21 protein-coding genes and 1 pseudogene are annotated in these 23,766 nt (G+C 43.7%); 1 reads left to right on the forward strand and 21 read right to left on the reverse strand.

The annotated features are described in order from the left end of the window. Positions 1-147: 147 nt before the first annotated feature. From Len3610_RS20895 to Len3610_RS10255, 16 genes and pseudogenes are all read right to left on the reverse strand, one after another. Entirely contained in the window at positions 148-312 is a 165-nt protein-coding gene (locus Len3610_RS20895) for a hypothetical protein (RefSeq protein ID WP_255259550.1), read from the reverse strand. Then, entirely contained in the window at positions 305-2,083 is a 1,779-nt protein-coding gene (locus Len3610_RS10185) for an acetate--CoA ligase (protein ID WP_255259551.1), read from the reverse strand. Before Len3610_RS10185 ends, Len3610_RS20895 begins: the two co-directional genes overlap by 8 nt. 173 nt (positions 2,084-2,256) lie before the next feature. Then, entirely contained in the window at positions 2,257-2,802 is a 546-nt protein-coding gene (locus Len3610_RS10190; RefSeq protein ID WP_176447849.1) for a glycerol-3-phosphate responsive antiterminator, read from the reverse strand. A 691-nt stretch (positions 2,803-3,493) separates the two neighbouring features. Next, a pseudogene (locus Len3610_RS10195) lies at positions 3,494-4,937 on the reverse strand (nicotinate phosphoribosyltransferase). A 107-nt stretch (positions 4,938-5,044) separates the two neighbouring features. Further along, positions 5,045-5,563 (reverse strand): acyltransferase, encoded by a 519-nt coding sequence (locus tag Len3610_RS10200; RefSeq protein WP_176447850.1) that lies wholly within the window; start codon positions 5,561-5,563, stop codon positions 5,045-5,047. A gap of 3 nt (positions 5,564-5,566) precedes the next feature. Beyond that, a complete protein-coding gene (ppaX, locus tag Len3610_RS10205) occupies positions 5,567-6,202 on the reverse strand; it encodes a pyrophosphatase PpaX (protein ID WP_176447851.1) in 636 nt (211 codons plus the stop codon). Then, positions 6,177-7,136 carry a nucleoside recognition domain-containing protein gene (locus Len3610_RS10210; RefSeq protein ID WP_176447852.1) on the reverse strand — a complete coding sequence of 320 codons (960 nt, stop codon included), beginning with the start codon at positions 7,134-7,136 and terminating at the stop codon, positions 6,177-6,179. The genes ppaX and Len3610_RS10210 overlap by 26 nt, the downstream gene beginning before the upstream one ends. 22 nt (positions 7,137-7,158) lie before the next feature. After that, positions 7,159-8,010 carry a prolipoprotein diacylglyceryl transferase gene (lgt, locus tag Len3610_RS10215; RefSeq protein ID WP_176447853.1) on the reverse strand — a complete coding sequence of 284 codons (852 nt, stop codon included), beginning with the start codon at positions 8,008-8,010 and terminating at the stop codon, positions 7,159-7,161. An 11-nt stretch (positions 8,011-8,021) separates the two neighbouring features. Next, positions 8,022-8,954 (reverse strand): HPr(Ser) kinase/phosphatase, encoded by a 933-nt coding sequence (hprK, locus tag Len3610_RS10220; RefSeq protein WP_176447854.1) that lies wholly within the window; start codon positions 8,952-8,954, stop codon positions 8,022-8,024. 253 nt (positions 8,955-9,207) lie between these two features. Then, positions 9,208-9,561, reverse strand: coding sequence for a phage holin family protein (locus tag Len3610_RS10225; RefSeq protein ID WP_176447855.1), 354 nt, complete (start codon positions 9,559-9,561; stop codon positions 9,208-9,210). Beyond that, positions 9,561-9,755 (reverse strand): PspC domain-containing protein, encoded by a 195-nt coding sequence (locus Len3610_RS10230; protein ID WP_176449624.1) that lies wholly within the window; start codon positions 9,753-9,755, stop codon positions 9,561-9,563. Before Len3610_RS10230 ends, Len3610_RS10225 begins: the two co-directional genes overlap by 1 nt. Before the next feature lie 25 nt (positions 9,756-9,780). Further along, the gene (gene bshB2 / locus Len3610_RS10235) at positions 9,781-10,449 is read right to left on the reverse strand and encodes a bacillithiol biosynthesis deacetylase BshB2 (protein WP_176447856.1); all 669 of its coding nucleotides are present in this window, start codon (positions 10,447-10,449) and stop codon (positions 9,781-9,783) included. 65 nt (positions 10,450-10,514) lie between these two features. Further along, positions 10,515-10,868, reverse strand: coding sequence for a YojF family protein (locus tag Len3610_RS10240; RefSeq protein WP_176447857.1), 354 nt, complete (start codon positions 10,866-10,868; stop codon positions 10,515-10,517). Positions 10,869-11,350: 482 nt separating this feature from the next. After that, positions 11,351-14,230 (reverse strand): excinuclease ABC subunit UvrA, encoded by a 2,880-nt coding sequence (uvrA, locus tag Len3610_RS10245; RefSeq protein WP_176447858.1) that lies wholly within the window; start codon positions 14,228-14,230, stop codon positions 11,351-11,353. Between the two features lie 107 nt (positions 14,231-14,337). Then, positions 14,338-16,323 (reverse strand): excinuclease ABC subunit UvrB, encoded by a 1,986-nt coding sequence (gene uvrB / locus Len3610_RS10250; protein WP_176447859.1) that lies wholly within the window; start codon positions 16,321-16,323, stop codon positions 14,338-14,340. 214 nt (positions 16,324-16,537) lie between these two features. Then, positions 16,538-17,656 carry an MGDG synthase family glycosyltransferase gene (locus Len3610_RS10255; protein ID WP_176447860.1) on the reverse strand — a complete coding sequence of 373 codons (1,119 nt, stop codon included), beginning with the start codon at positions 17,654-17,656 and terminating at the stop codon, positions 16,538-16,540. A 98-nt stretch (positions 17,657-17,754) separates the two neighbouring features. On the opposite strand from Len3610_RS10255, the gene Len3610_RS10260 reads away from it, so the two are divergent. Next, the gene (locus Len3610_RS10260) at positions 17,755-18,588 is read left to right on the forward strand and encodes a metallophosphoesterase (protein ID WP_176447861.1); all 834 of its coding nucleotides are present in this window, start codon (positions 17,755-17,757) and stop codon (positions 18,586-18,588) included. Positions 18,589-18,664: 76 nt separating this feature from the next. Here Len3610_RS10260 and Len3610_RS10265 read toward each other — a convergent pair whose 3' ends face one another. From Len3610_RS10265 to Len3610_RS10285, 5 genes are all read right to left on the reverse strand, one after another. Then, entirely contained in the window at positions 18,665-19,207 is a 543-nt protein-coding gene (locus Len3610_RS10265; protein ID WP_176447862.1) for a YkoP family protein, read from the reverse strand. Between the two features lie 469 nt (positions 19,208-19,676). Beyond that, complete coding sequence (locus tag Len3610_RS10270; RefSeq protein WP_176447863.1) at positions 19,677-20,717, reverse strand: multicopper oxidase domain-containing protein; 1,041 nt, start codon at positions 20,715-20,717, stop codon at positions 19,677-19,679. A gap of 349 nt (positions 20,718-21,066) precedes the next feature. Next, positions 21,067-21,627, reverse strand: coding sequence for a hypothetical protein (locus Len3610_RS10275; protein WP_176447864.1), 561 nt, complete (start codon positions 21,625-21,627; stop codon positions 21,067-21,069). A gap of 34 nt (positions 21,628-21,661) precedes the next feature. Continuing rightward, positions 21,662-23,128 (reverse strand): cbb3-type cytochrome c oxidase subunit I, encoded by a 1,467-nt coding sequence (locus Len3610_RS10280; protein ID WP_176447865.1) that lies wholly within the window; start codon positions 23,126-23,128, stop codon positions 21,662-21,664. A 19-nt stretch (positions 23,129-23,147) separates the two neighbouring features. Next, complete coding sequence (locus Len3610_RS10285) at positions 23,148-23,672, reverse strand: cupredoxin domain-containing protein (RefSeq protein ID WP_176447866.1); 525 nt, start codon at positions 23,670-23,672, stop codon at positions 23,148-23,150. Positions 23,673-23,766: the final 94 nt, after the last annotated feature.

Genomic DNA, 23,766 nt, shown 5'->3' on the forward strand with positions numbered 1-23,766 from the left:
TAATCTATGAAAAATATAATCAATCATGCTGGAAAGCTCTCGACAAGCAGGATATCGTTGATTATATTCCAATCACTAATGTCTAGGATACAATAAGCAACCTGCGCTTAGACTGATGGGAGTTTGCCAACAGTGTCTGAATTTGCCTCAAATACCATCAGGATTCTCAAGCCCGGTAACATCACTGGTTACACCTGCCATCGGATACATCTCTTTCAGCAACCGCCGCATAATCTTTCCACTCACCGTTTTTGGCATAGCCTCGACAAACCAAACGAATTGCGGTCGGGCAAATTGACCGATGCTATCCACGAACCCGTTGCCTCAATTTGCTCCCGCAGATCATCTGCTGCAGCTGCTGATTCTCTCCCAACGTCGCAAATACAACCGGCACTTCACCTTTAATTTTATCCGGAATACCGATAACCGCTGTTTCAGATACGGCATCACTTTCCAAAATGGCATTTTCCATCTCCATCGTACTCAGGCGATGCCCTGAAACATTAAAGGCATCATCCGAACGGCCAACAACCCAGAAATAGCCATCTTCGTCTTCCAAGGCAATGTCACTGGCAAAATAAGCGCCTTCCACCTGGCTGAAGTATTTTTGGTAATAACGTTCAGGTTCTTTCCAAAGCGTGCGGCATAACATTGGAAACGGCTTGCGTATGATCAAGTTCCCTAATGTACCCCTGGAAACCGGGTTGCCATCATCATCCACAATGTCCGCATCAATACCTAAAAATTGGATACCAGCCGATCCAGGTTTCATCGGTGATAACCACGCTGCTCCTGATAAAGGACACCCTGCTGTTTCTGTCTGCCCCCACGTATTGTTCACACAAATTCGTTTTTCACCTAAAACATCACGCGTCCAATGCCATGTTTCCGGATCAAACGGTTCACCGACCAGTGACACAACTTCGAGGCAGGAAAGGTCGTACTTCTCAAGTGCCCTTTCTCCAAGACTTCGAAGCATCCTTAAAGCCGTTGGTGCTGTAAATAATTTATTGATGCGATATTTTTCAATGATTTGATAAAAACGATCCTTTTCCGGGTAATCAGGGGCGCCTTCATAGACAACGGTTGTCACACCATTCGCCAATGAACCGGCAACACCCCATATGTGCATCGTCAACCAGCCGACATCTGCCGTGCACCAGAAGACATCGTCAGGCTGATGAGCCATATGATATTTTGCATAAATATAATTTTGCACAACAAACGCTATAGCTGAATGAACGACACCCTTTGGTTTACCTGTCGTGCCGCTTGTATAAAACACAATTCCCGGTTCATTCGCCTCAACACAGGCAGGTTCGCAGTGGATACTCACTTTCTTCCGTTCCTCGTGCCACCATATGTCTCTCCCTTTTTGTATGGGTGGTTTGGTCTCCAGGCGATCAACGACAATCACACCATTAACAGCAGGGATTTCATTGATAACCTGGTCGACTTTTTCTTTTAATGGGAGTACTTTTCCCCGTCGAATACCAGCATCAGCCGTGACAATTACTTTCGGTTCAAAGCTTTCCAAACGATCTTTAAGAGACTGTTCGGAAAACCCGGAGAATATGGTGCTGTAAACAGCGCCCAAACGAAAACAAGCCAGGATCGCAATAAACGATTCGGCAAGATTAGGAAGATAGAGTGCAACTGGATCACCTTTGTTGACGCCCTGTGACTTGAGGATATTGGCAAATCGATTCACTTCAGCCAGCAGCATACGATAAGTATAAAATCGTGTCTCCCCGTCTTCACCTTCCCAGATGAGTGCCGTTCGGTTGCCGGCACCATTTTCAATATGCCGGTCTAACAGGTTATAACAAGCATTACTGATGCCACCTTTAAAAAACGAAAAATCCGGCAAACTACCACTTACCGTTTCCTGCCATGGCTCAAACCAGTGTAATTCTTGTGCAACCTCACTCCAAAAGGCTGCCGGATCTTCCTGTGACTTCCTTAACAATGATTTGAAAGCTGTCTGACTTCCCAACGACGTCGATTGTTCTTTCGTTTGATCCGGATAAACGAGCTTACTGTTTTTAATCACTTCATGAATACCACCTGCATCTGTTGTCAAGTAAATCTCCTCCTTGTATATTCTATTGATAATTGGATGAATTCGGAAATCCATGTATGTAATTTTCCGCCTGCGCAACACACATCAATTACTTAATTTCCTGTATTGTAAGCGCTATCATTTTAATATATTATAGTTCCTATAACAGAAAAATTCAAGAATTAATTATATTATTAAATATCCCATAACTCTGTGTTCGATGTTGAAACCGCGACTGCTCCGGCATCTAAAGCCGAAGAAACTTCTTCTTTATTCCTGACCAGGCCTCCTGCTATAACGGGGATTTTTGTCTGACTGTGAATATGCTCAATAATATCCGGAATAAGCCCGGGGAGCAGTTCAATACAATCCGGCTGAAAACGATCGATCAGCTTTAAATTATGGTCAACCGCCATACTATCCAATAGAAACATGCGTTGAATCGCAAGCAGATCATGTTTTTTGGCAAGCTTAATAATATTGCCCCTGGTAGAAATAATGCCATCCGGTTTTATATGTCGAATGATATATTCCATCCCATACTCATCAGCTTTCAGTCCCTGAATTAAATCGAAGTGTACCAGGATTTGCTTATCAGCCTGTCTTGAATACTTGATTAAACTTTTTAACTGAGCAAGGCGGGTTTCCAGGAAAACAATGGTCTGATGATCAGAGTCCAAAACCTTTTCGAAATCCTTCATCGTTTTGATGGCTGGCAATATACCTGTTGGCAAATTCATATGAGGACCTCCTTCATGAATGGTTTTCCATCCGCTTCTCCATATCTTCTTTCGTATAAATTACTTACATTAGATTGCCGTAGTGTTTTTAAAGATCTTTTCTCATTGCCGCAAAACCCATGAACTGCGACATAACTACTGGAAAGTCTTCCTTGCAGTCTACCTGGACTGAGTGTTGGTTCGTCGCTGCGGAAAAATACTCGCTTTCCGCGGGGAACGCTTCAGCCTCCTCGCTCGCAAAGACCGCTCGCTGCGGGGTCTTCAGACTGTTCCTTTCCCGCAGGAGTCTCGCATTTTTCCGCAGCTTTGTGTTGTGTTCTGTCCAAGTGAGAGAAACCCCGTTAACTTTTTCGTGGTTTAAAACATCCAATATGCAGAACATCAATATCAGCGGAGGAAATACGCGGAGACTCCAGCGGGAGGATAGGCATAGGTGAGACCCCGCAGTGCGCCAGCGCGAGGAGGCTCACCAGCCGCCCGCGGAAAGCGGAGCGTATTTCCGGAGCGATGTCATTGAACTCACATTTTTCACTGTGTCGCAGTTGTATCAACTAAGCAACTAGTTTTAAGAAAACAGCCTTTTTAAAAAACACAGTATCCACATTCTATAGCTGGATACTGCGCGTGTAACAAATCCTGTTTAATGTTGTCACCGTTATTGATTTGACACAAGTCGGATCATTTAAGCACACTACCCCATTGACCGCTCTTCAATCAAATCCTGTTTCATCTTCCACAAATCATAGCTCAAATCAACAAAATACGTCTGCGGGTTAAGCAGCCGCAGTGTTTCATGCCAAATAAAGGTGAGCTGTTTTTCATGATAGTCGTGAATCGCTTCAAGTGTCGGCAAATGATAAACCTGTTCGCCATTAATAAAAATGGGCTGCAGCAGTTCATAGGCTTCATAGTCACTCACATATTTGAATTTTTGCGGGAAAAACGGGTCGAACATTTTCAGTGGCTTGTCGTCCACTGTCTCATGTTCGAATGCAACATAATCACCTTCTGATTTATTCGTTTTACGGTTAATGATTCTGTATACTCTTTTCAGTCCGGGCGTGGTGACTTTAGCTATATCATCGGACAGCTTAATGACCGGAAGCATTCCATCTTCCGAATCTTCCCTGGCCGTGAGCTTGTACACCCCGCCGAGTGATGGCTTTCTGGCACCGGTAATCAATTTCGTTCCGACACCCCATGATGTTATTTTGGCTCCTTGCAGTTTTAGATGCATGATGACCTCTTCGTCAAGATCATTTGATGTCCATAATCCCCACGTAATCCAAACCTGCTTCATCAAGCATTTGCCGGCCTTCAATCGACAGTCGGGCTAAGTCACCGCTGTCAAGACGGATAGCATTTAATTTTTTACCTTGGGATTCGAGCATTTTTCCGGTTTTGATGGCATTAGGAATCCCTGATTTGAGCGTATCGTAAGTGTCAACCAAAAGTGTTGTCTGATCGGGTAAGGCCTTGGCAAAATTCCTGAATGCCTCTTCTTCTGTGTCGTGATCCTGAATCCAGGAGTGGGCATGAGTCCCCTTCGACGGAATATTAAAAAGCTTACCGGCACGCATGTTGGATGTTGCGTGAAAACCGGCAATGTAAGCGGCACGAGCACCCCAAACAGCAGCATCTGCCTCCTGTGCCCGTCGTGAGCCGAATTCCACCAGCGTATCACTATTGGCAACCTGTTTAATACGGCTTGCCTTTGTTGCAATCAGGCTCTGGTAATTCATGAAATTCAGAATGGCTGTTTCAATTAGCTGAGCTTCGAAAATACGCGCTTCAACACGGATGATGGGTTCATTCGGAAAAACAATTTCCCCTTCATTCATGGCATGTATATTTCCAGTAAAAGCAAATCGCCTTAACTCGTCCAGAAATTCTTCTTCATAATTTTCTTCCTGCTGTCTTAAGTAAGTGATATCCTCTTCCGTAAAGTGCAGGTTGTTGATGTAATGAACAATCCGCTCAAGCCCGGCAAAAACCGTATAGCCATTTTTAAAGGGATTCTTCCGGATATATGCGTCAAAAACGGCTTTTCGATTATGGGAGTTATTTTTCCAATGGGCATACATCATATTGATCTGGTATTTGTCCGTGTGCAGCGTTAAATTTTCGTACTCCATTTTTCTCCTCCATTTATGCATGTGACTTTAATGTTAATGTATATTTAATGTTAGTTAATAAAAGCCAAAATTTAAACCAATATACCAGTCGGAGCGGTTTTCTCCGCTTAACCCTTATCATCATTCATTCGCTTTTCCATCTCTTCCTTTGTATAAATCACTTGCATCGGGTTACCGCCGACAAACGCTCCGGTCGGGACATCCCGGTTGACAAGTGTCGCGGAGGAAATAATTGCACCGTCACCTATTGTTACGCCGGGCAGGATTGTGGAATTAGCGCCAATCATCACATTATTGCCGATCACGACCTCACCAATCCGGTATTCTTTGATTAAATATTCATGCGCCAGAATGGTTGTATTATAGCCGATTACACTGTTTGATCCAACCGATATTTTTTCCGGAAACATAATATCCGGCATCACCATAAGTGCAAACGCCGTCTGTTCCCCGACTTTCATCCTTAGAAAAATTCGATAGAGCCAATTTTTCACACCCAAAAAAGGGGTGTAACGCCCCAATTGGATAAAAATAAAATTTTTTACAACTTTCCAGAATGACACCGTTTTATAAATTTGCCATAACGAATTGGCCTGTTCGACAGGGTACCGATTGGTTTTTCGCATACATTACACTCCTGTCACTTTCAAAAGATCCAGCATATCATCCAACATATATGTCGGCTTATACGTTATTAACTTCTCCCGGCCTTTCAGTGACCAGGCCACACCTGCTGTCTTAACACCTGCATTGTGACCTGCTTCAATATCGTGCGAATTATCACCAACCATTAATACAGACGATGCATCTGCTTCCAAAGAATTCATCGCTTTCATGATTGATTCGGGATGCGGTTTGGCATGAACAACGTCATCAAGTGTAACAATCGTTTCAAAATAATCAGCAAGTCCGGTAACCTTTAAGCCCATGTCAACCGTCCCCTTCATTTTTGACGTAACGATACCGAGCTGAACATCCCGTCTCTTAAGCTCATCTAACGTTTCGGCAACATTGGGGAAGGCTTTAACATAATCATCGTGATGCTCCTGATTATGTTTCCGGTACGTTTCAATCATCATATCCACTTGGCTGGAATTGAATTGCTGAAATGAGTCCCTTAATGGCGGACCGATAAATTCAATCGCTTGCTCACGGGAAAGCTTTTTCCCATAATGGCTGAACGTATGCATAAAGGATTCGATAATCAGCTCATTCGTATCGATTAACGTGCCATCAAGGTCAAAGAGTATGGTATGAATGTTCATGTGCAGGTTCCTTCCTTTTTCGATTTTCCACACGCTTCCAGACAAACGCCACAGTCATCGTCAGCAAAATCGCCGTTACCAGACGGATGACCAATAATGGCCAGACAGGGATCCCCAATGGAATGAAAATCAGTGTATCTTCCACAACCGCATGACAGGAGACAAGGAATATCAATGCCAAATACATATCCCGTCTGGAAACACCATCTTCTTTCACCGCCTGTATCATGAGTCCGGCACCATAGGCAAGGCCAATCGTCAGACCGGCCACAAGCGTCATGGATGTGTTCTTTTCCATCCCGAGCATCCTGGTAAATGGTCCAAGTTTATCGGATATTCGCGTGAGCCAGCCTTTTTCTCGGAAAAATTGCATTGCGATCATCAAGGGAATAACAATTAAGGCTAATTGGATAATCGCTGCAAATGCTGTTTGGAGACCATGCAGAAAAATCTCCTCCCATCCGTTCAAAACAACGTCTGATGACGAGATAAACCCATATTGCGCTGCCTCTCCTCCGCCATTCCACATCAGGTTGATCACAATGGCAGAAAGCAAGGCCAGCGAAATACGAATACCGGAAATGAGCCACCAGCTGACACCCACTTTGGATGCAACAGCTGATTCAATGAACAAATTATGGGAAAAAGATAGCATGACTGCCAATATAAAAACTTCTTTTACCGTGAATTCAAATGATACAATCGCAGCAATCCCGGCATACAAATTCAAAGCATTCCCCAGTACGAGCGGCACGGCTGCCTCACCGGATAATCCCAACAGCCCCATTAATGGCCTGATTTGATCAATAATCCAGGGCAGTACCGGCGTATATTGTAAAATTGTCACAATCAACGTAATCGGAAAAATGATCTTTCCCAGTGACCATGCAACCTGAAGACCTTGCTGCAATCCCCGCTGTAAAATGCCAGTCAATTACGCGTCCCCCACTTCTTTTTTACTTCTTTTTATTATTCTTTTTCACCTTTTTGCCATCATAATGTTTATCAGCTATGCCTTTTTTGCGACGGTACCAGATTAAAGCAGCCACAGCCAAAATAATCACAACGGAAATGAGCTGGGCCATCCGTAAGTCGGTACCCCACACATACAAGCTGTCCGTTCGCATGCCTTCGATAAAGAACCGACCGGCGGAGTAGGCCATCAGATAACTCAGGAACACTTCACCGCGCAATGGGTTCCGACGGCGCAATATCAGCAGGAGTATAAACACCAATATGTTCCAGACTGATTCATATAAAAACGTCGGATGATGCATGACACCATCAATGCACATCTGATTCATAATGAAATCAGGCAAATATGTATGAAAGCTGTTATACGTTGCTTCCGAAATCGGCCCGCCATATGCTTCCTGGTTCATAAAATTGCCCCAGCGTCCGATTGCCTGCCCCAGAATCAGGCTTGGCGCCGCAATATCTGCCAACTGCCAGAATGACACTTTTTTGACGCGGGCAAAAATCAGCGCTGTCAAAACCGCCCCTATTAACGCACCATGAATGGCAATACCGCCCTCCCATATGGCAAACACTTGCCACCATGGTCCATTAACATAGCGGTCCCATTCAAAAATAACATAATATAGACGTGCGAATATGATCGCAACTGGAATCGCAAAAACAACCAGATCGATCATCAAGTCTTTTTGCAGATCTAACCGATCGGATTCCTTTGTCGCTATGTACAGTCCTAAAAAAGCACCAAGAGCAATGATCACACCGTACCAGTATATTGTCAGTGGACCAATGTCTAAAAAAACAGGATCTAATGCAGGTGCGCTGCAACTCAATTCAATCACCCCTAGTCTGTTTCATTTCCCTGATCTATCATGTCAGTCAAACGCTCGGAAAACTCCTCGGCGGCATTCACACCCATCCGTTTCAAGCGAAAGTTCATCGCTGCAACTTCAATAATAACGGCCAGATTTCGTCCGGGACGAACCGGGATCGTTGCTTTCGGAAGGTTGACATCCATGACTTTCATCGTTTCTTCATCCAAACCAAGACGGTCATACTGCTTCTTCTCATCCCATAATTCCAAGTTAATGATCAACGATATTTTTTTATGACTCCTGACCGCACCGGCGCCAAAGAGTGTCATGACATTAATAATGCCCAGACCGCGGATTTCCAGCAAGTGCTCGATCAATGGCGGCGAATTTCCAATCAGCCTGTCATAATCTTCCTGCCGAATTTCCACACTGTCATCCGCAATCAGACGGTGTCCCCGTTTTACCAATTCTAATGCTGATTCACTTTTACCGACACCACTCTGGCCGGTCAGTAGTACGCCAACACCGTAAATATCAACTAAAACACCATGAATGGCAGTAAATGGAGCAAATTTTGCTTCCAGATAGTTTGTCAGCCGGCTGATGACGCGGGTTGTTTGTCGTGGTGAATGTAATATCGGGACACCTGCCTTATCAGCCGTTTCAAGCATAACATCGGGGATATCCATCCCGCGTGAAATGACGATGACTGGCGTGATATCGGTGCAAAGCTGCTCCATGCGGCTTCTTTTAGCTTCATCCGATAAATCAAGAAAATAGGCCATTTCAGTTTTTCCGATTAATTGCAGACGTTCTCTCGGGTAGTAATCAAAATATCCGGTCATTTCAATACCCGGGCGATGCACATCACTCGACGTAATTTCCCGATGGACGCCATCCGCTCCTGCAACAAGAGTCAGATTGAAATTATCCAGCAAGTCTTGCGTTCGCACTTTGGCCATTATCAGAAACCTCCAATTTCCCTGTGTACAACTGATTTACATTGTAGCATATTTTAACAGTATCGAATATTATCTTTGACTGACAAACTAAGAAAAAACGCTGACGCGTCTTTTCAGATGCCAGAGGTCGGAGGTCGGATTGGCAGAAATCGGCGAGTTAGCCGATTTCAGGATTGAAAACGTCATCCGAAATTTATATTTTCTTACATCAAGAAAAAATCGCAGGAATGACACCTGCGATAGTCCGGGCTTATTATCTTACAGTATCTTTCAGTCTGTTCAACAACAAATTCAATATGGAAATAATGACTGCAGCGATAATGGCTGTTCCAAACCCTTCAATAACAAATGAATGGTCCATTATGGCCTGTGTGATCATCAGTGTGATGGCATTAATGACGAATAGGAACAACCCGAGTGTCAGCAATGTGATTGGCAATGTGAGAACAACGAGTATCGGTTTGATAATGACATTTAAAAGACCAAGAATAACACTGGCCAAAAGCGCCGTGCCAAACCCCTCAAGCTGAAAACCATTAAACAGCTCGGCGACGACAATCAGTGCCACCGCATTCAGAAAAACCGATATTAACCAGCGAATCAGCATCAGCGAACCTCCCGCTCATTTGGTATGACGAAAATACCGATAATATAAGCGTAGATTGACGCACCTCCCACAAAGGCGAATGCTGCAAACAGCAAACGGACAATGGTCGGATCGATATTGAAGTATTCTGCCAATCCTCCGCAAACACCTGATACCATACGCTCAGAGTTTGAACGATATAATCGCTTCCTCATCATCATATTCCTCCCTTCACCCTAGTTATTCACCAAAATGCCAAATGTAAAACTGCTCTTTACCCAGGTGTTTTTTCGCAGCTTCCTTCATATCTTCTGTTGCCCAATATTCCTGAAATTGTCCTATAACACCACTTGCCTGTGACTTATGGGATAGAATCGCTTCCATCTTCTTATCAAAATATGCTGTCACATCATTTTTTATATCCGGTTCACCAAGTTCGTTGATGTAATCATTGGTAATCGCCTGTGCCCAGACAGTAGGACGGTGCTGGGCATCCATCATCCGAACCGCCTCAATGGCTGCTGCACCCATTGCGTTATGATCAGGGTGCACGGCATGTTCCGGATAATGTGTGATAACCAGGCTTGGTTGTATCTCATCCAGGATCGATTTTAAGTGCTCGGCAACATGACGTTTGTCTTCAAATTCCATTGTCTTATCACGGTATCCGAGCATGCGAAGGTCGACATCCAGTTGTTTGCATGCTTCTATCAGTTCTTCTTTGCGGATTTCCGGAAGTGTTTCCCGGTTGGCAAAAGCGGGTGTTCCCATATTTCTGCCCATTTCACCCAATGTTCCGCATAAATAAGTGACAGGTACTTCTTCTTCACGGTATTTTGTAATTGTACCGGCAGCACCGAATGATTCATCATCCGGATGCGGGTAAATAACGACAACATGTTTTTCCATCTCTTTCACCTGACCCTTTTTGCTGAAGATATTATAAGCGTTTTGATTTTCTGAATAGATACTTGCTATTCGCCCAATGGTGTTTCACTGATATGCAGCGCAACCATCAGACGTCCTTCACGATCATGTCCGGCCATTAATAACTGCTTTTCCTTATGCAGCGTCCAGTCCGTCAATCCTTCAGCGTAAATCCAGCCCATTTCTGTTTTTAGTCCCACACGGTAGCTTTTGCCGTTGCCAATGATTTTTGCTTGTGAAAACTTAACCTTGGCATTGCGTATATATGCACCAACATTATATGCTTTATCATCAAAATGGCTCGCATAAGCACCATTTGTCGTTTCCAAATGAATATAGACCTCTTTAGCGGTAAAAGAGTCCAGTAATTCTTGTACTTGTTCAATTTCTATCGGTTTCATCCTATTTCCTCCCAAGCGTAAAGCTTCCTAATTTCAGGTTAGCGGAATGGTTATGCTGCGTCAAAAGTTTTGACCTGAAGATGCTTGAGATACTTCAAATTTCGCGCTCATGTTGTGCCGCTCTGGAACATATTTCAGAGCTTCTGGCCCATGTTGCGCTGTTCCGGAACATATTTCAGGATTTCTGGCCCATGTTGCGCTGTTCCGGAACATATTTCAGGATTTCTGGCCCATGTTGCGCTGTTCGGGAACATGTTTCAGGTTTTCTGGCCCGTGTTGCGCTGTTCTGGAACATGTTTCAGGCTTTCTGGCCCATGTTGCGCTGTTCCGGAACATATTTCAGGATTTCTGGCCCATGTTGCGTGCCCGCGAACATATTCCAAGGATTTCAAACCCAGCTCGGAATACCTCTGCACATATCTGTCATCAAATTTTGCCACAAAAAAAGATGGCGCACCCACATGCGGGTGGCCACCTCTTGTCTATTTCGATCCGACTTTTTCACGCTTTTCCATATCCCTTTCCATACGTTTACGGTCTCGTTCTAAAATTGGCTTCAAATAGTGTCCTGTATAGGATTTCTCGTGATCGGCGATTTCCTCCGGTGTCCCGGCGGCAAGGATTTGACCACCGCCGGCACCTCCCTCGGGACCGATATCAATAATATGGTCAGCTGTTTTAATGACATCCAGATTGTGTTCGATAATCAGGACGGAATCGCCATTATCAACTAGCCGCTGCAGCACATTCATCAGGCGGTTGATATCATCCGTGTGCAATCCGGTTGTCGGCTCATCCAAAATATAAAAGGTTTTGCCGTTTGAGCGGCGATGAAGTTCACTTGCAAGTTTAACGCGCTGTGCCTCCCCGCCGGATAGAGTCGTTGCAGGCTGCCCCAGTTTAATATATCCAAGGCCCACGTCGTAAACGGTCTGAAGCTTCCGTTTGATTTTCGGGATATTTTCAAAGAAATCCAGTGCTTCTTCAATGGTCATACTCAGAACGTCCGCGATACTTTTGCCTTTATATTTCACTTCCAGCGTATCCCGATTATAACGTTTGCCATCGCATACTTCACAAGGGACGTAGACATCCGGCAAGAAGTGCATTTCAATTCTGATAATCCCGTCGCCTTTGCATGCTTCACAGCGGCCGCCTTTCACATTGAAACTGAACCGGCCCTTTTTATACCCGCGTATCTTTGCCTCATTTGTCTGGGCAAACACATCCCGGATATTATCAAACACACCGGTGTAAGTTGCCGGGTTTGAACGCGGTGTCCGGCCGATTGGCGACTGATCAATGTCGATCACTTTTTCGATATTATTGAGACCGTTAATCCTTTTGTGTTTGCCGGGCTTTACTTTGGCGCGGTTCAACTGTTTGGCCAATGATTTATATAAAATTTCATTGACTAATGAACTTTTACCTGAACCGGAAACCCCGGTAATAACCGTCAACAGTCCGATTGGAAATGAGGCATCGATATTTTTCAGGTTATTTTCTTCGGCACCGACAACTTTGATTTGCTTACGTTTATTTTGTTTGCGGCGCTCTGTCGGCAGCGGTATATACTTATCACCCGCCAGGTATTGACCTGTCAGCGACGCCTTGTTTTTCTTCACGTTCTCCGGTGTATCACTGGCAACAATATGACCGCCATGCTCACCTGCTCCCGGACCAATATCAATCAGATGATCAGCTGCCAGCATCGTGTCCTCGTCATGCTCAACGACGATTAATGTGTTGTCCAGGTCCCGCATCTGTTTTAACGTATTTATCAGGCGGTTGTTATCCCGCTGATGCAGTCCGATTGATGGTTCATCAAGCACATACAAAACACCGGTCAAGGCCGAGCCGATCTGTGTTGCAAGACGAATACGCTGTGCCTCACCACCTGACAATGTCCCTGCCGAGCGTGACAGGGTCAGATAATTGAGTCCGACGTTGTCAAGAAAATCCAGCCGGTCATTAATCTCTTTTAGTATCATCTGGGCAATCGTTTCTTCCTTTTCCGTCAAATCAAGATTCCGGAAAAATTCCTTTGCACCGGTAATGGCATAATCGGTCACTTCACTTATGTGCTTTCCATTTATAAGTACTGCAAGCGCTTCTTCCTTAAGACGATAACCGTTACAGGTTGGGCAATTTTTATTAGCCATATATTTTCCGAGCAGTTCCCGGGTGAAATCAGAAGATGTTTCCCGGTATCTGCGGGCAATATTATTCAAAACACCTTCAAAATAAATGTCGTTATCACGGATTTTGCCGAAATCATTCTTATAACGGAAACGTATTTTTTCGTTGCCGCTTCCATATAAAATGATAGCCAGCTCATTCTTCGGGATCTCCTTGACCGGGATGTTCATATCGATGCCATAGTGATCACAAACACTTTTCAGAAGCTGTGGGTAATATTGAGAGCTGATAGGCTCCCAAGCCGTAATCGCATGCTGTTTCAAGGTCTTCTCCCAATCCGGAATGACCAGCTCCAAATCAACTTCAAGATTCGTTCCAAGTCCATCACAGGTTGGACAGGCACCAAAAGGGCTGTTAAATGAAAGCAGACGTGGTTCCAGTTCGCCGATTGAAAAACCGCAAATCGGGCACGCATGATTTTCACTAAACTTCAGTTCTTCATCACCAATCACGTCGACAATAATATTGCCATCACCTAATCCCAATGCCGTTTCAATTGAATCACTCAGGCGACCCTCAACACCCTCTTTAACAATGACGCGGTCAACAACTACCTCAATCGAATGCTTTTTATTTTTTTCAAGCTGAATATCGTCCGTCACTTCACGCATTTCCTGGTCGACACGAATGCGGACATAACCTTCCTGTTTCAGTTTTTCGATTGTTTTAACGTGTTCACCTTTACGACCGGAAACAACCGGGGCGAGAATTTGCATCTTAGTTCGCTCCGGGTATTCCATTATACGGTCCACCATCTGCTGAACCGTCTGTGAACTGATTTCGATGCCATGTTTCGGACATGTCGGATGGCCAACACGGGCATATAACAGGCGCAGATAATCGTAAATTTCCGTAACTGTCCCAACCGTTGAACGCGGGTTGTTGCTCGTCGTTTTCTGATCGATCGATATAGCCGGTGATAATCCTTCAATCGCATCAACATCAGGCTTGTCCATTTGTCCCAAAAACTGCCGGGCATACGCCGAAAGTGATTCCACATAGCGGCGCTGTCCTTCAGCATAAAGCGTATCAAAAGCCAACGACGATTTACCGGATCCGGATAACCCTGTCAGGACAACAAAATTATTTTTAGGTATCGATACATCGATATCCTGTAAATTATGTGCTCGGGCACCTTGGATTGTAATTGATTTACTCGGCATGAATAGGTCATCCTTCCACTTTGCTTGTTAGTCATTATTCAATGCTGCCAAAACTTAGTTCCTTCATTGGTGCTGAGGCCATCCAGTTACCCGGCCGACCCAGGGCATCACGCGCCTTCCGCTTTCAGTTCCAGCACAATATCCCGTAATTCAGCAGCTCTTTCGAAGTCAAGTGATTTGGCAGCTTCCTTCATTTCTTTTTCCATATTTTCAATCACTTTGTTTTTCTCAGTTTTGGACATTCCGGCAACATCTGTTTTCTTGCTTTCATAATCATCTGCTTCCTCTGCTGCCACGGTTGCCTGTATGACATCACGAACGTCTTTTCGAATGGTTGTTGGTGTAATGTTGTATTTCTCATTGTGCGCCATTTGTTTTTCGCGGCGACGATTTGTCTCGTCGATAGCTACTTGCATGGAGTTCGTTATCTTATCACCGTACATGATAACTTCACCATTCTCATTACGGGCTGCACGTCCCATCGTCTGAATGAGTGAGCGCTCAGAACGTAGAAACCCTTCCTTATCGGCATCCAAAATGGCAACAAGCGATACTTCAGGAATATCCAATCCTTCCCTGAGCAGGTTAATACCGACAAGAACGTCGTATTTGCCGACACGTAAGTCCCTGATAACTTCAATCCGCTCCAGCGTCTTTATTTCCGAATGAAGATAAGCAACTTTCATGCCGATTTCTTTCAGGTAATCAGTCAGATCCTCGGACATTTTTTTCGTCAGTGTTGTGACAAGCACGCGCTCATTCCGCTTGGCTCGTTTACTGATTTCCTCAATCAGATTATCAACCTGGCCATCAATTGGTCTGACATGGACTTTCGGATCCAATAAACCGGTCGGCCGGATAATCTGTTCGGTCACATCCGGTGCGTGTTCCTCTTCATATGGTCCAGGTGTCGCCGAGACATAAATCAGCTGGTTCGTCACTTTTTCAAACTCGCCAAACTGTAATGGACGGTTATCCAATGCAGATGGCAAACGAAAACCATGATCAACCAATACTTGCTTTCGCGCTTTGTCCCCGTTGTACATGCCCCTGATTTGCGGCAGGGTCACGTGTGATTCATCAATGACACAAAGAAAATCATCCGGGAAGAAATCCAATAATGTATAAGGTGTCGAACCGGGCTCACGAAATGTTAAATGACGTGAATAGTTCTCAATGCCTGAACAAAAGCCCATCTCCTGCATCATTTCAATATCATAATTGGTACGCTGCTCGAGACGCTGCGCTTCCAGCAATTTATCCTGTTCGCGCAACTCCGTTAACCGTTCTTCCAATTCCTTTTCAATATTTTTAATCGCTTTCTGGAGTTTTTCCTCACGGGTGACAAAGTGTGATGCCGGGAATATCGCCACATGTTCCCGGTCGCCGACAATTTCACCGGTTAATGCATCCACTTCCCTGATTCTGTCAATTTCATCACCGAAAAATTCAATGCGGATACAATGTTCCTCACGTGATGCCGGAATAACTTCAACCGAGTCACCGCGTACACGGAACGTTCCACGCTGAAAGTCAATATCGTTCCGTGCATACTGAATATCGACCAGATCGCGTAACAGCTGATCCCGGTCCTTTTCCATTCCCATTCTTAACGAAAGCACCTGGCTCTCATACTCTTCCGGTGACCCCAAACCATAAATGCATGACACACTGGAAACAATCAGCACATCACGGCGTTCAATCAATGCAGACGTTGCCGAGTGCCGCAGTTTATCGATTTCATCATTTATGCTGGCGTCTTTTTCAATAAACGTATCTGTCGATGGTACATATGCTTCCGGCTGATAGTAATCATAATAGCTGACAAAATATTCAACAGCGTTATTCGGAAACAATTCCTTAAACTCACTGTATAGCTGCCCAGCCAGTGTTTTGTTATGGGCAATCACAAGTGTCGGGCGGTTGATCTCTGTCAGCACATTCGAAACCGTAAACGTTTTTCCTGTACCCGTTGCACCAAGCAATGTCTGATGCCGCTGTCCGGCTTTAACCTTTTCGACCATTTCCTTTATCGCTTCAGGCTGGTCTCCGCTGGGTTCGTACTGTGCTACCAACTCGAATTTATTTTCCAAACCGAAAACCTCCGTTTATTCCACATAAACTTATTCTATCATATTTAAATTGATATTTTAACTAATAAACGAACAAACATTCGAATTTATTCACTTTACTTTTCTATTGCCCATTTTACCCGATGCACCACCAAAAATCATTCACAAAGGGTTAACCGGCATGCGTTTCATCAATTCAGATGAATCATGAAAAAACATTAGCGGCTTCATGCTGCTAATGTTTATTTTGGATGATTTCTGTCATTAATTCTGATACTGATCGTTTATCAAGCCGACGATGATATGCGTCAAGATTCGCTTCATACGCTTTTCGTTTTTTATCATCCGACAGAAAGTGCCATAATTGCTGTCCCAAATTTTCATCCGGATTGACCGAAATGGCTGTACCCTGCTGTTGTAATTGTTCTGCATTAATTTTTTCCTGTCCTGGCAATGGATCATATAGAAAGATCGGTTTCCGTTTCATGAGGCATTCACTGATGGTAACCCCTCCAGGCTTTGTCACGACTGCATCCACCTGATCATACAACTTATTCATTTCAACCTTATTTGCGATATACGGAAGCGGTGTTACCGTATTCGATTGGTGCTCAAGCAATTCCTGATATAATGCTTCATTTTTACCGCACAGTACATAATAGTGAATATTATCTGATTTGAGTGATGCCAGTAAACGTTTCAACGAGCCAACTCCAAGACTGCCGCCTGTGACTAATACCTTCAAGATTCGATCGTCAGTCCGACCTTTTCCTTCGTCTGTCTCCGTCTGAAATACGTGATCAATTGGTATGCCGGTCACATAAATATGTTCAGGCGAAACCCCCTTCTTCATTAAGTAGTTTTTTGCTTCAATTGTCGGTACCAAATGATAATCGATTCCTTCAATTCCCCAAACACCATTTATAAAAAAGTCCGTATAAACGTTAACGGTAATCGCCTGCAGTTGGTTTTTCATTTTTAGTACACTGGCAATATTCGAGGGGAGTGCATGTGTACAAAATAAAACGCGGGCGTTATGGCGGGTCATCAACCGCTTGAAAAAATGCATGAACATGGCTTCATACAGATACTGACGTTTGTGTGACGGTGTTTGTTTATAGGCAGCTCTTCTATACAACCAGTTGTATGTATCCGGGAAAAATTTAATCCAATTCAAGTAGGTTTGCGAAACCACTTTTTCGATTCTCCCATAGCTGTACGACAAAATATCCACTTTATCGCATATGATATCGTTATGAAATAAGTGGATTTCGTCAATTAATGCGTCTGCAACATGGTGATGCCCAGTTGGAATTTGCATGAATGGTAAAAATAGTGCCTTTTCCTTTTCCATTGTTTTACCTCCATCACAAACCAGTCAAACCTGGCTTCAATTACCAATGAATCTGCCCTCTGCTGCATGCTATAATTTTACCAGAGAGGAGTTTTGCAATGACAGTTTTCATTATTATGCTGATGATCGTTATCATCGGTTATTTCCTGTACAAAGCTTACAAAAATACAACAGATATTCAGATTAATAAAATACAAATAGAACCTGAACCGGCTGATCAGAACCCGGCATTATCAATCCTTCACCTGTCAGACCTGCATCTGGAAAACATATCGCTGACACCATCACAGCTGGCAGACAAGCTGAAATATGAACCGGTCGATATGATTGCATTGACGGGGGATTTTCTTGACCGGAAACGTACAATCCCCAAGCTTTTGCCATATTTACGCGTGTTACACGATATGAAACCTGCTTATGGCATCTATGCTGTTCTGGGCAATCACGACTATGTTCTGAAAGGCCAGGATTTGTCAGACCTTATTACCACGTTGAAGCAGCATGATGTTCATGTGTTACAGAATGAAAGTGAAAGCTTTTCGATTAATGGACACGTTATTAATGTGATCGGCATTGATGACGACAGCACTAACCGCAGTAACATTCCTTTAGCTTATAAGGATGTGAATCAAGGGACGAATGTAGTGCTGACACATGATCCCAATATCGTTCTGGATATGCAAGGGTACACATTTGATTATTTGATGGCCGGACATTTTCATGGTGGCCAAATTTGCTATCCTAAAGCTTATCATCTTGCTAAAATGGGCAAACTTGCCAGGCAAAATATGATCAAAGGGCTGCACATGCATAACAAAGCACCATTTTATATCAGTGAGGGACTTGGCCAAACCGGTCTTAATATACGGATCGGCTCAAGACCCGAAATAACGTTTCACCAGATTCCGATCAACAGCTCCAAAAGCGCCTGATTCATGATCCCCCATCTAACGGACAGTAAACCGTCAATGAATGGCGGCTATCTGTCCTTAAAAGTGAAGCCCTGCTCTATGTTGGTTTCGAATAGTCCAGCAGCTGGTTTGTGGACATGAACAAATAGACAGGCACGTTGTGGTTTGCCGTATTAGCGATAAAACCAATCAGTGAAAATGTCAGCTGTTTAACGAGACGATAATAGCGATTTTGGAGTGAGAACGTCTCAAATCCTAATCTTTCAGTTCCTTTATGCAATGCCGTAATACCGATAATTGCTTTGATAGCATAACGTCTTGGATGCTTTTCAACGTATCGGGAGAGACACTGCAAATCATTCCGGATCATATGATATAACAGTATAGCTTTTTTCATCTCGCTCTTGACCTGTTTGAGCTCACGAATCATGCGCACATTATGCAAATGAATTTTTAATAACAAGTCGTTTTTATGAATGGTTGTCCCGTCCTTCAGTACAACTGTCTTACCTTTATATTTTGTTAATCTGACACGAAATATTGTTTTATTGTGTTCATGGTCAGCTACATGATGAAGCCTGGTAAAGTTGTAATAAATTGGGTCGAATGTGTTCCATAATGTTAATAAATAACTTTTCATTGCCTTTTATCCTTTACTTTTGCTGGTTTCATTCATTAGTTTGCATAATCAAAAAAATTATATTGAAGGTATTTTAATCCAAAAGCTCTTTTCGTAAGCTTTGTTGCTCTTCGTAGTCGAATATAAACTGCGACACACTGAAAAAGTTGAGTGCAGTGACACCGCTCCGGAAATACGCTCCGCTGCTTTGTGCTTTATAATCATATTATTTATCGTGTAATCAATCCTCTCTTGAGAGTGTTGATTGGAGTGGAGGCCAGTCGACTCCTGCGGGAAAGCGGGCAGCTGAAGACCCCGCAGCGGCGGTTTTCCGCAACGGTGGCTGAAGCGTTGCCCGCGGAAAGCGACTGGCCGGAACGAAAATCAACAAAGCACTCTACGTCGCAACAATCTTTGAGAAAGCAGCCAATCCAGAAAGTCGAAAAACCCGGCCTCTTAAAAAGCCGGGTTTTGTATTTGCATTCCTTCCTTATTCAGTTACAATCAGTTCGCCAATAGCTCCTTTATGAACATGTTCGAATTGATGGGTGACAAATGGATATGTCCCAGCTTCTTTGACTGTGAATTCTACTACTGCACCGCCACTCGCCGGTAATCCAACTGTTTGCATGCCTTCTTGGTGATTGGCAGGGTTCCCGTCAATGTATACATCATCAAACATAGTACCGATTACGTGGAAACTGCTGATTTCATTTGGTCCGACATTATTGATATAGAATCGTACCTTGTCACCAACTTTGGCTTCGAGTGGTTCATCAATTAATGCGCCGACTGTACCATTTGTGTTAGGCTGATCTTCGTGAAGTGCTTTTGTCGAGAATACAACCTGGGATGGTTCTTCGTTTGTCATATTATCAAGATCATTATATTTGTACCATTCGTTCTGGATGATTACATATTCCTGATCAACTTCATCATCTGTTGGATAGCCATCATCCGGTTGTACAATAATCACACCATGCATGCCATTAGCAATATGGGACAGGACTGGATCTGTTCCACAGTGATACATGAATACACCAGGGCTTGATGCCTGATAAACAAACGTTCCATCTTCATTTGGGCCTACATCGGCATACCCTTTATCAGGTGCAGTGTGGACGGCATGAAAGTCCATACTGTGCGGAATGGATGGATCCATATTATCCAACGTAAAATGAATGGTATCGCCTTCGTTAACAACTACCACCGGACCGGGTGCTTCACCATTGAATGTCCAGGCTTTATAATTGTAGTCATCCTCAATCTCAATATCCGTAATCTGTGCTGTCATGTTAATGTAAACATCATCACCATCCCGTTCAATATCCAATGGGGTTGGCTCATGGTTTATCCCTTCATGAGCGGGGATAACCTCAGGTGCTTCCTCAGCACTTGCCCTCTCAACAGAATATTCCAAATCAGGTGATACATCTGTTTCAGATTCGGCATTTTCCCCTGAACAAGCAGATAACAACAACACCAAAACACTCAGACCAACAACTGCTTGAATCCCTAACCATTTGAACATTTCAACCACCTCTTAATGTTGTTAGATAAGTACAACCATTCGGTCTTGTTTGGTCTTTGATTGTTATCTGCCTTATGCGAATGATTCACCCTATCTTTATCTATAGTGTACGTTCATTGGCCTTGCATCCCTGTGATTCAAATCACTTAAATCATGTTCATTTATGAACAATTTATGTCGCTATAAATATAGTGAAAAGTTGATATATCAATGGTTTAAAGTCTCATTTACACTATTGTCATTGTGAAAAAATAGCATATAGTTTTTACATTTATTCTCATTTATATCTCATGTAAAAAACACTCCCCATTTCCTGATGAGCAAAGGAAACGGAAAGTGTTTATGAATGCTAAGGCGATGCTTCCGATTGATCAGCAAAGACATTCTGAAGCATATAGAGAATAAGACTGACTGTAATCACGAGGAAGCCCCAGCCTAATATTTCCTGATCAGATTCCAAATAACTGTTGCAAACCCGGACAGGTGCCTCAATATAAATCCAGGCCAACAGTCCGAACATGGAAATGTAGTTAAAAATAATAAAACTTTTCACTAAAGAACTGATCTTTTTCCAGCTATCCCGGAGCGGTATGCCAGCTAATAGCGGCAGACTGCCAAATTTGAACAGTTCCATGGACCACATCTCGAGCGACCTGTCGATGTTTAATGGAATCATCCAGTAGGCTGTAATAAAAATGACAAGCAGGATACCGGCAATACCGTTTTCATTCCATTTGGTGAAAAACGCCTTAAATCTTTCTTGGAAAACATCCGCCATCAGCCATCCGGACACGATCAAGAGCGGAATCTGGACAAGCATATGGGTTATCATAATCGATTCCAGCGTATTTCTGACAGGTGGGATGATCAGAAAAGCAAGCAAGATCATCCCATATAGAAAGTTTCGCATTTGCCTGCCTCCCCGTACCGCTAAATCTATAGCACTAAGCCAACTGTTCTTTCTTGTAAGTGCCAGGAACTGTTTTGCTCCGAATTCTAATAAACCGTATGAAGTGAATGACAAATATGGCTACCGAAATAAATGCCAACACCCCGATAACACCACCAAATAATGCAGGGCCCATCCATTCCGGAATATGGGTTGCCCATCTTCTCGGTGTACTCAACACGCCGGATACAAGGAATGAACCACTGAGCGCAGCTATGGAAACCGCATAACCGACAAAAGCGAATTTGTCAGCTGCGTTCGTTTTAATCGAACTATCCTGTTTAGCCAGATAATACATAAATCCAAAAATCATGGCACAGGCCCCCAGTGCCATATACATATGGAAGTGTCCCGGGACCCATTTCGTATTGTGCATGACCTGGTTGACGACAATCGTCGCATCGACAATGGCCGGAACAACACCAGCTACCCAGCCGAACATCGACATGAAAATCAGACCTGAGCCTACATCCCACTTAATACCTGATTTATACACAATCATCAGCGCGCCATAAGCTGTCACCACAAGCACCGGCAAGCCATTGGCATGGGAAAGTGCCTGTCCCATAATCAACATCCATGTCGGCATAACAGAGTCCATCAATAAATGATGCGTATAGATCAATAAGGTAAAGACAGTCGACATCGTCCAGGCAATCAGGAATACTTTGTTAACCGCCCACGTCCGCTTCGTATATTGCTGTAAAACTTCATAGACCGCAATGACGCCCATATAAATAATCGAATTTGCAAAAATATGGCCAAACGCGTACGTCAGATTTTTCGCCAGCAGCGGATCAACGGTAAATGCCGGATTAATGACATTGATAGCATTCATGATCAATACGGCAGCCCCGACGGTTAATGCGGTGACATTGATGATGACAACCATCGTACTGGCAACAACGGTACTGGACGGCGCATCAGCCTCTGCTTTTTTTCCGCTTATAACATCCCAGCCCAGTCCTTTAGCCAAGCTGCCATAATTTTTTATAATCGCTCGACCGGCGTCAAGGTAGAACAATAAAAAGCCAACACCTAAAATCAGCATACCGAATAAATACAGAAGGGCACCGATTGTTCCCCACGCATTTGCTGAAAGCTGCGGCAGCGGGTATAAGAATGTCCAGGAACTTGCATATTCAAATGAAAATACCCCAATGATGACCATGACAACACCAATCAGGAAAAATACCAGATTTGTCATCAATACGTTTTTCGATAAGTCCACATATTTACTTAAAAAATAAGCCATTATGCCTGCAGCCGCAAACGCAGAGGCCCCAACCATACCAGTGCCGTGTATTGTAAGAATTTGGTAAAACGCAGCCGGTTGCAGATCGAGAACACCACCTTGTGATAAGAGCATTAAAATCCCAAATATTATCATGACAAGAATAATCAAACCGCCAGCTATCAAATAAGAAACAACGACATTATTACGGGATTTTACCGATTCCATTCATCACACCTCCATCATGTTATTCTGTTACCGTTAACTCCGCCGTCATTAAATGATGAGCCAAGCCGCAATACTCCATGCAGAGAATTTCATAGGTACCCGGTTCATCAAATGTTATATAAACTTCATTCGTGTACTCGGGCATCGCCTGGGTCTGCGTGAGTATATTCATATCCTCATCATAGATACCAAATCCGTGATTAACATCCTGGCTGGTTACATGAAATTCAATCGGCTCGCCAACTTTAAATTCGGTTTGACTGATCTCCCAGCCAAATTGCAGTGCCTCCACATCAACGACGACCGGTTCTTCGTCTGCACTGTATACAGGCTGATTGTATGGAAGGTCTCTTAACGTATAAATCGATACCGCCAATAACAATACAATTAATGCTGCACCATAAAATGTACGCGCCTTGTACCACTTTTTCTTGATCGGTGTATAATCACTTTTTTTCGTGGATTTCAGGGCGACTATACCAAACACCGCTGTAACAACCAGCATGAAAAACAGACTGACAACCCATGCAATTGTTTGTATCAACTCGATGACCCCCTTTAAGATAAACTCCATTCAGAATAGATCTGTATAATCGGTTTCATCATACGAGAAAAGCAGCCGCCTCCGAGTGATGTAT

Source organism: Lentibacillus sp. CBA3610 (assembly GCF_013373365.1).
Taxonomy (GTDB): domain Bacteria; phylum Bacillota; class Bacilli; order Bacillales; family Amphibacillaceae; genus Lentibacillus.

Coding starts and splice junctions, on each gene's coding strand:
- hprK (WP_176447854.1), bottom strand. CDS start 8,954: ATGGCCAAAGTGCGAACGCAAGACTTGCTGGATAATTTCAATCTGACT.
- Len3610_RS10270 (WP_176447863.1), bottom strand. CDS start 20,717: ATGTTCAAATGGTTAGGGATTCAAGCAGTTGTTGGTCTGAGTGTTTTG.
- Len3610_RS10275 (WP_176447864.1), bottom strand. CDS start 21,627: ATGCGAAACTTTCTATATGGGATGATCTTGCTTGCTTTTCTGATCATC.
- Len3610_RS10280 (WP_176447865.1), bottom strand. CDS start 23,128: ATGGAATCGGTAAAATCCCGTAATAATGTCGTTGTTTCTTATTTGATA.
- Len3610_RS10200 (WP_176447850.1), bottom strand. CDS start 5,563: ATGCGAAAAACCAATCGGTACCCTGTCGAACAGGCCAATTCGTTATGG.
- Len3610_RS10240 (WP_176447857.1), bottom strand. CDS start 10,868: ATGAAACCGATAGAAATTGAACAAGTACAAGAATTACTGGACTCTTTT.
- bshB2 (WP_176447856.1), bottom strand. CDS start 10,449: ATGGAAAAACATGTTGTCGTTATTTACCCGCATCCGGATGATGAATCA.
- Len3610_RS10190 (WP_176447849.1), bottom strand. CDS start 2,802: ATGAATTTGCCAACAGGTATATTGCCAGCCATCAAAACGATGAAGGAT.
- Len3610_RS10265 (WP_176447862.1), bottom strand. CDS start 19,207: ATGAAAAGTTATTTATTAACATTATGGAACACATTCGACCCAATTTAT.
- ppaX (WP_176447851.1), bottom strand. CDS start 6,202: ATGAACATTCATACCATACTCTTTGACCTTGATGGCACGTTAATCGAT.
- Len3610_RS10225 (WP_176447855.1), bottom strand. CDS start 9,561: ATGCTGATTCGCTGGTTAATATCGGTTTTTCTGAATGCGGTGGCACTG.
- uvrA (WP_176447858.1), bottom strand. CDS start 14,230: ATGCCGAGTAAATCAATTACAATCCAAGGTGCCCGAGCACATAATTTA.
- Len3610_RS10230 (WP_176449624.1), bottom strand. CDS start 9,755: ATGAGGAAGCGATTATATCGTTCAAACTCTGAGCGTATGGTATCAGGT.
- Len3610_RS10255 (WP_176447860.1), bottom strand. CDS start 17,656: ATGGAAAAGGAAAAGGCACTATTTTTACCATTCATGCAAATTCCAACT.
- Len3610_RS10260 (WP_176447861.1), top strand. CDS start 17,755: ATGACAGTTTTCATTATTATGCTGATGATCGTTATCATCGGTTATTTC.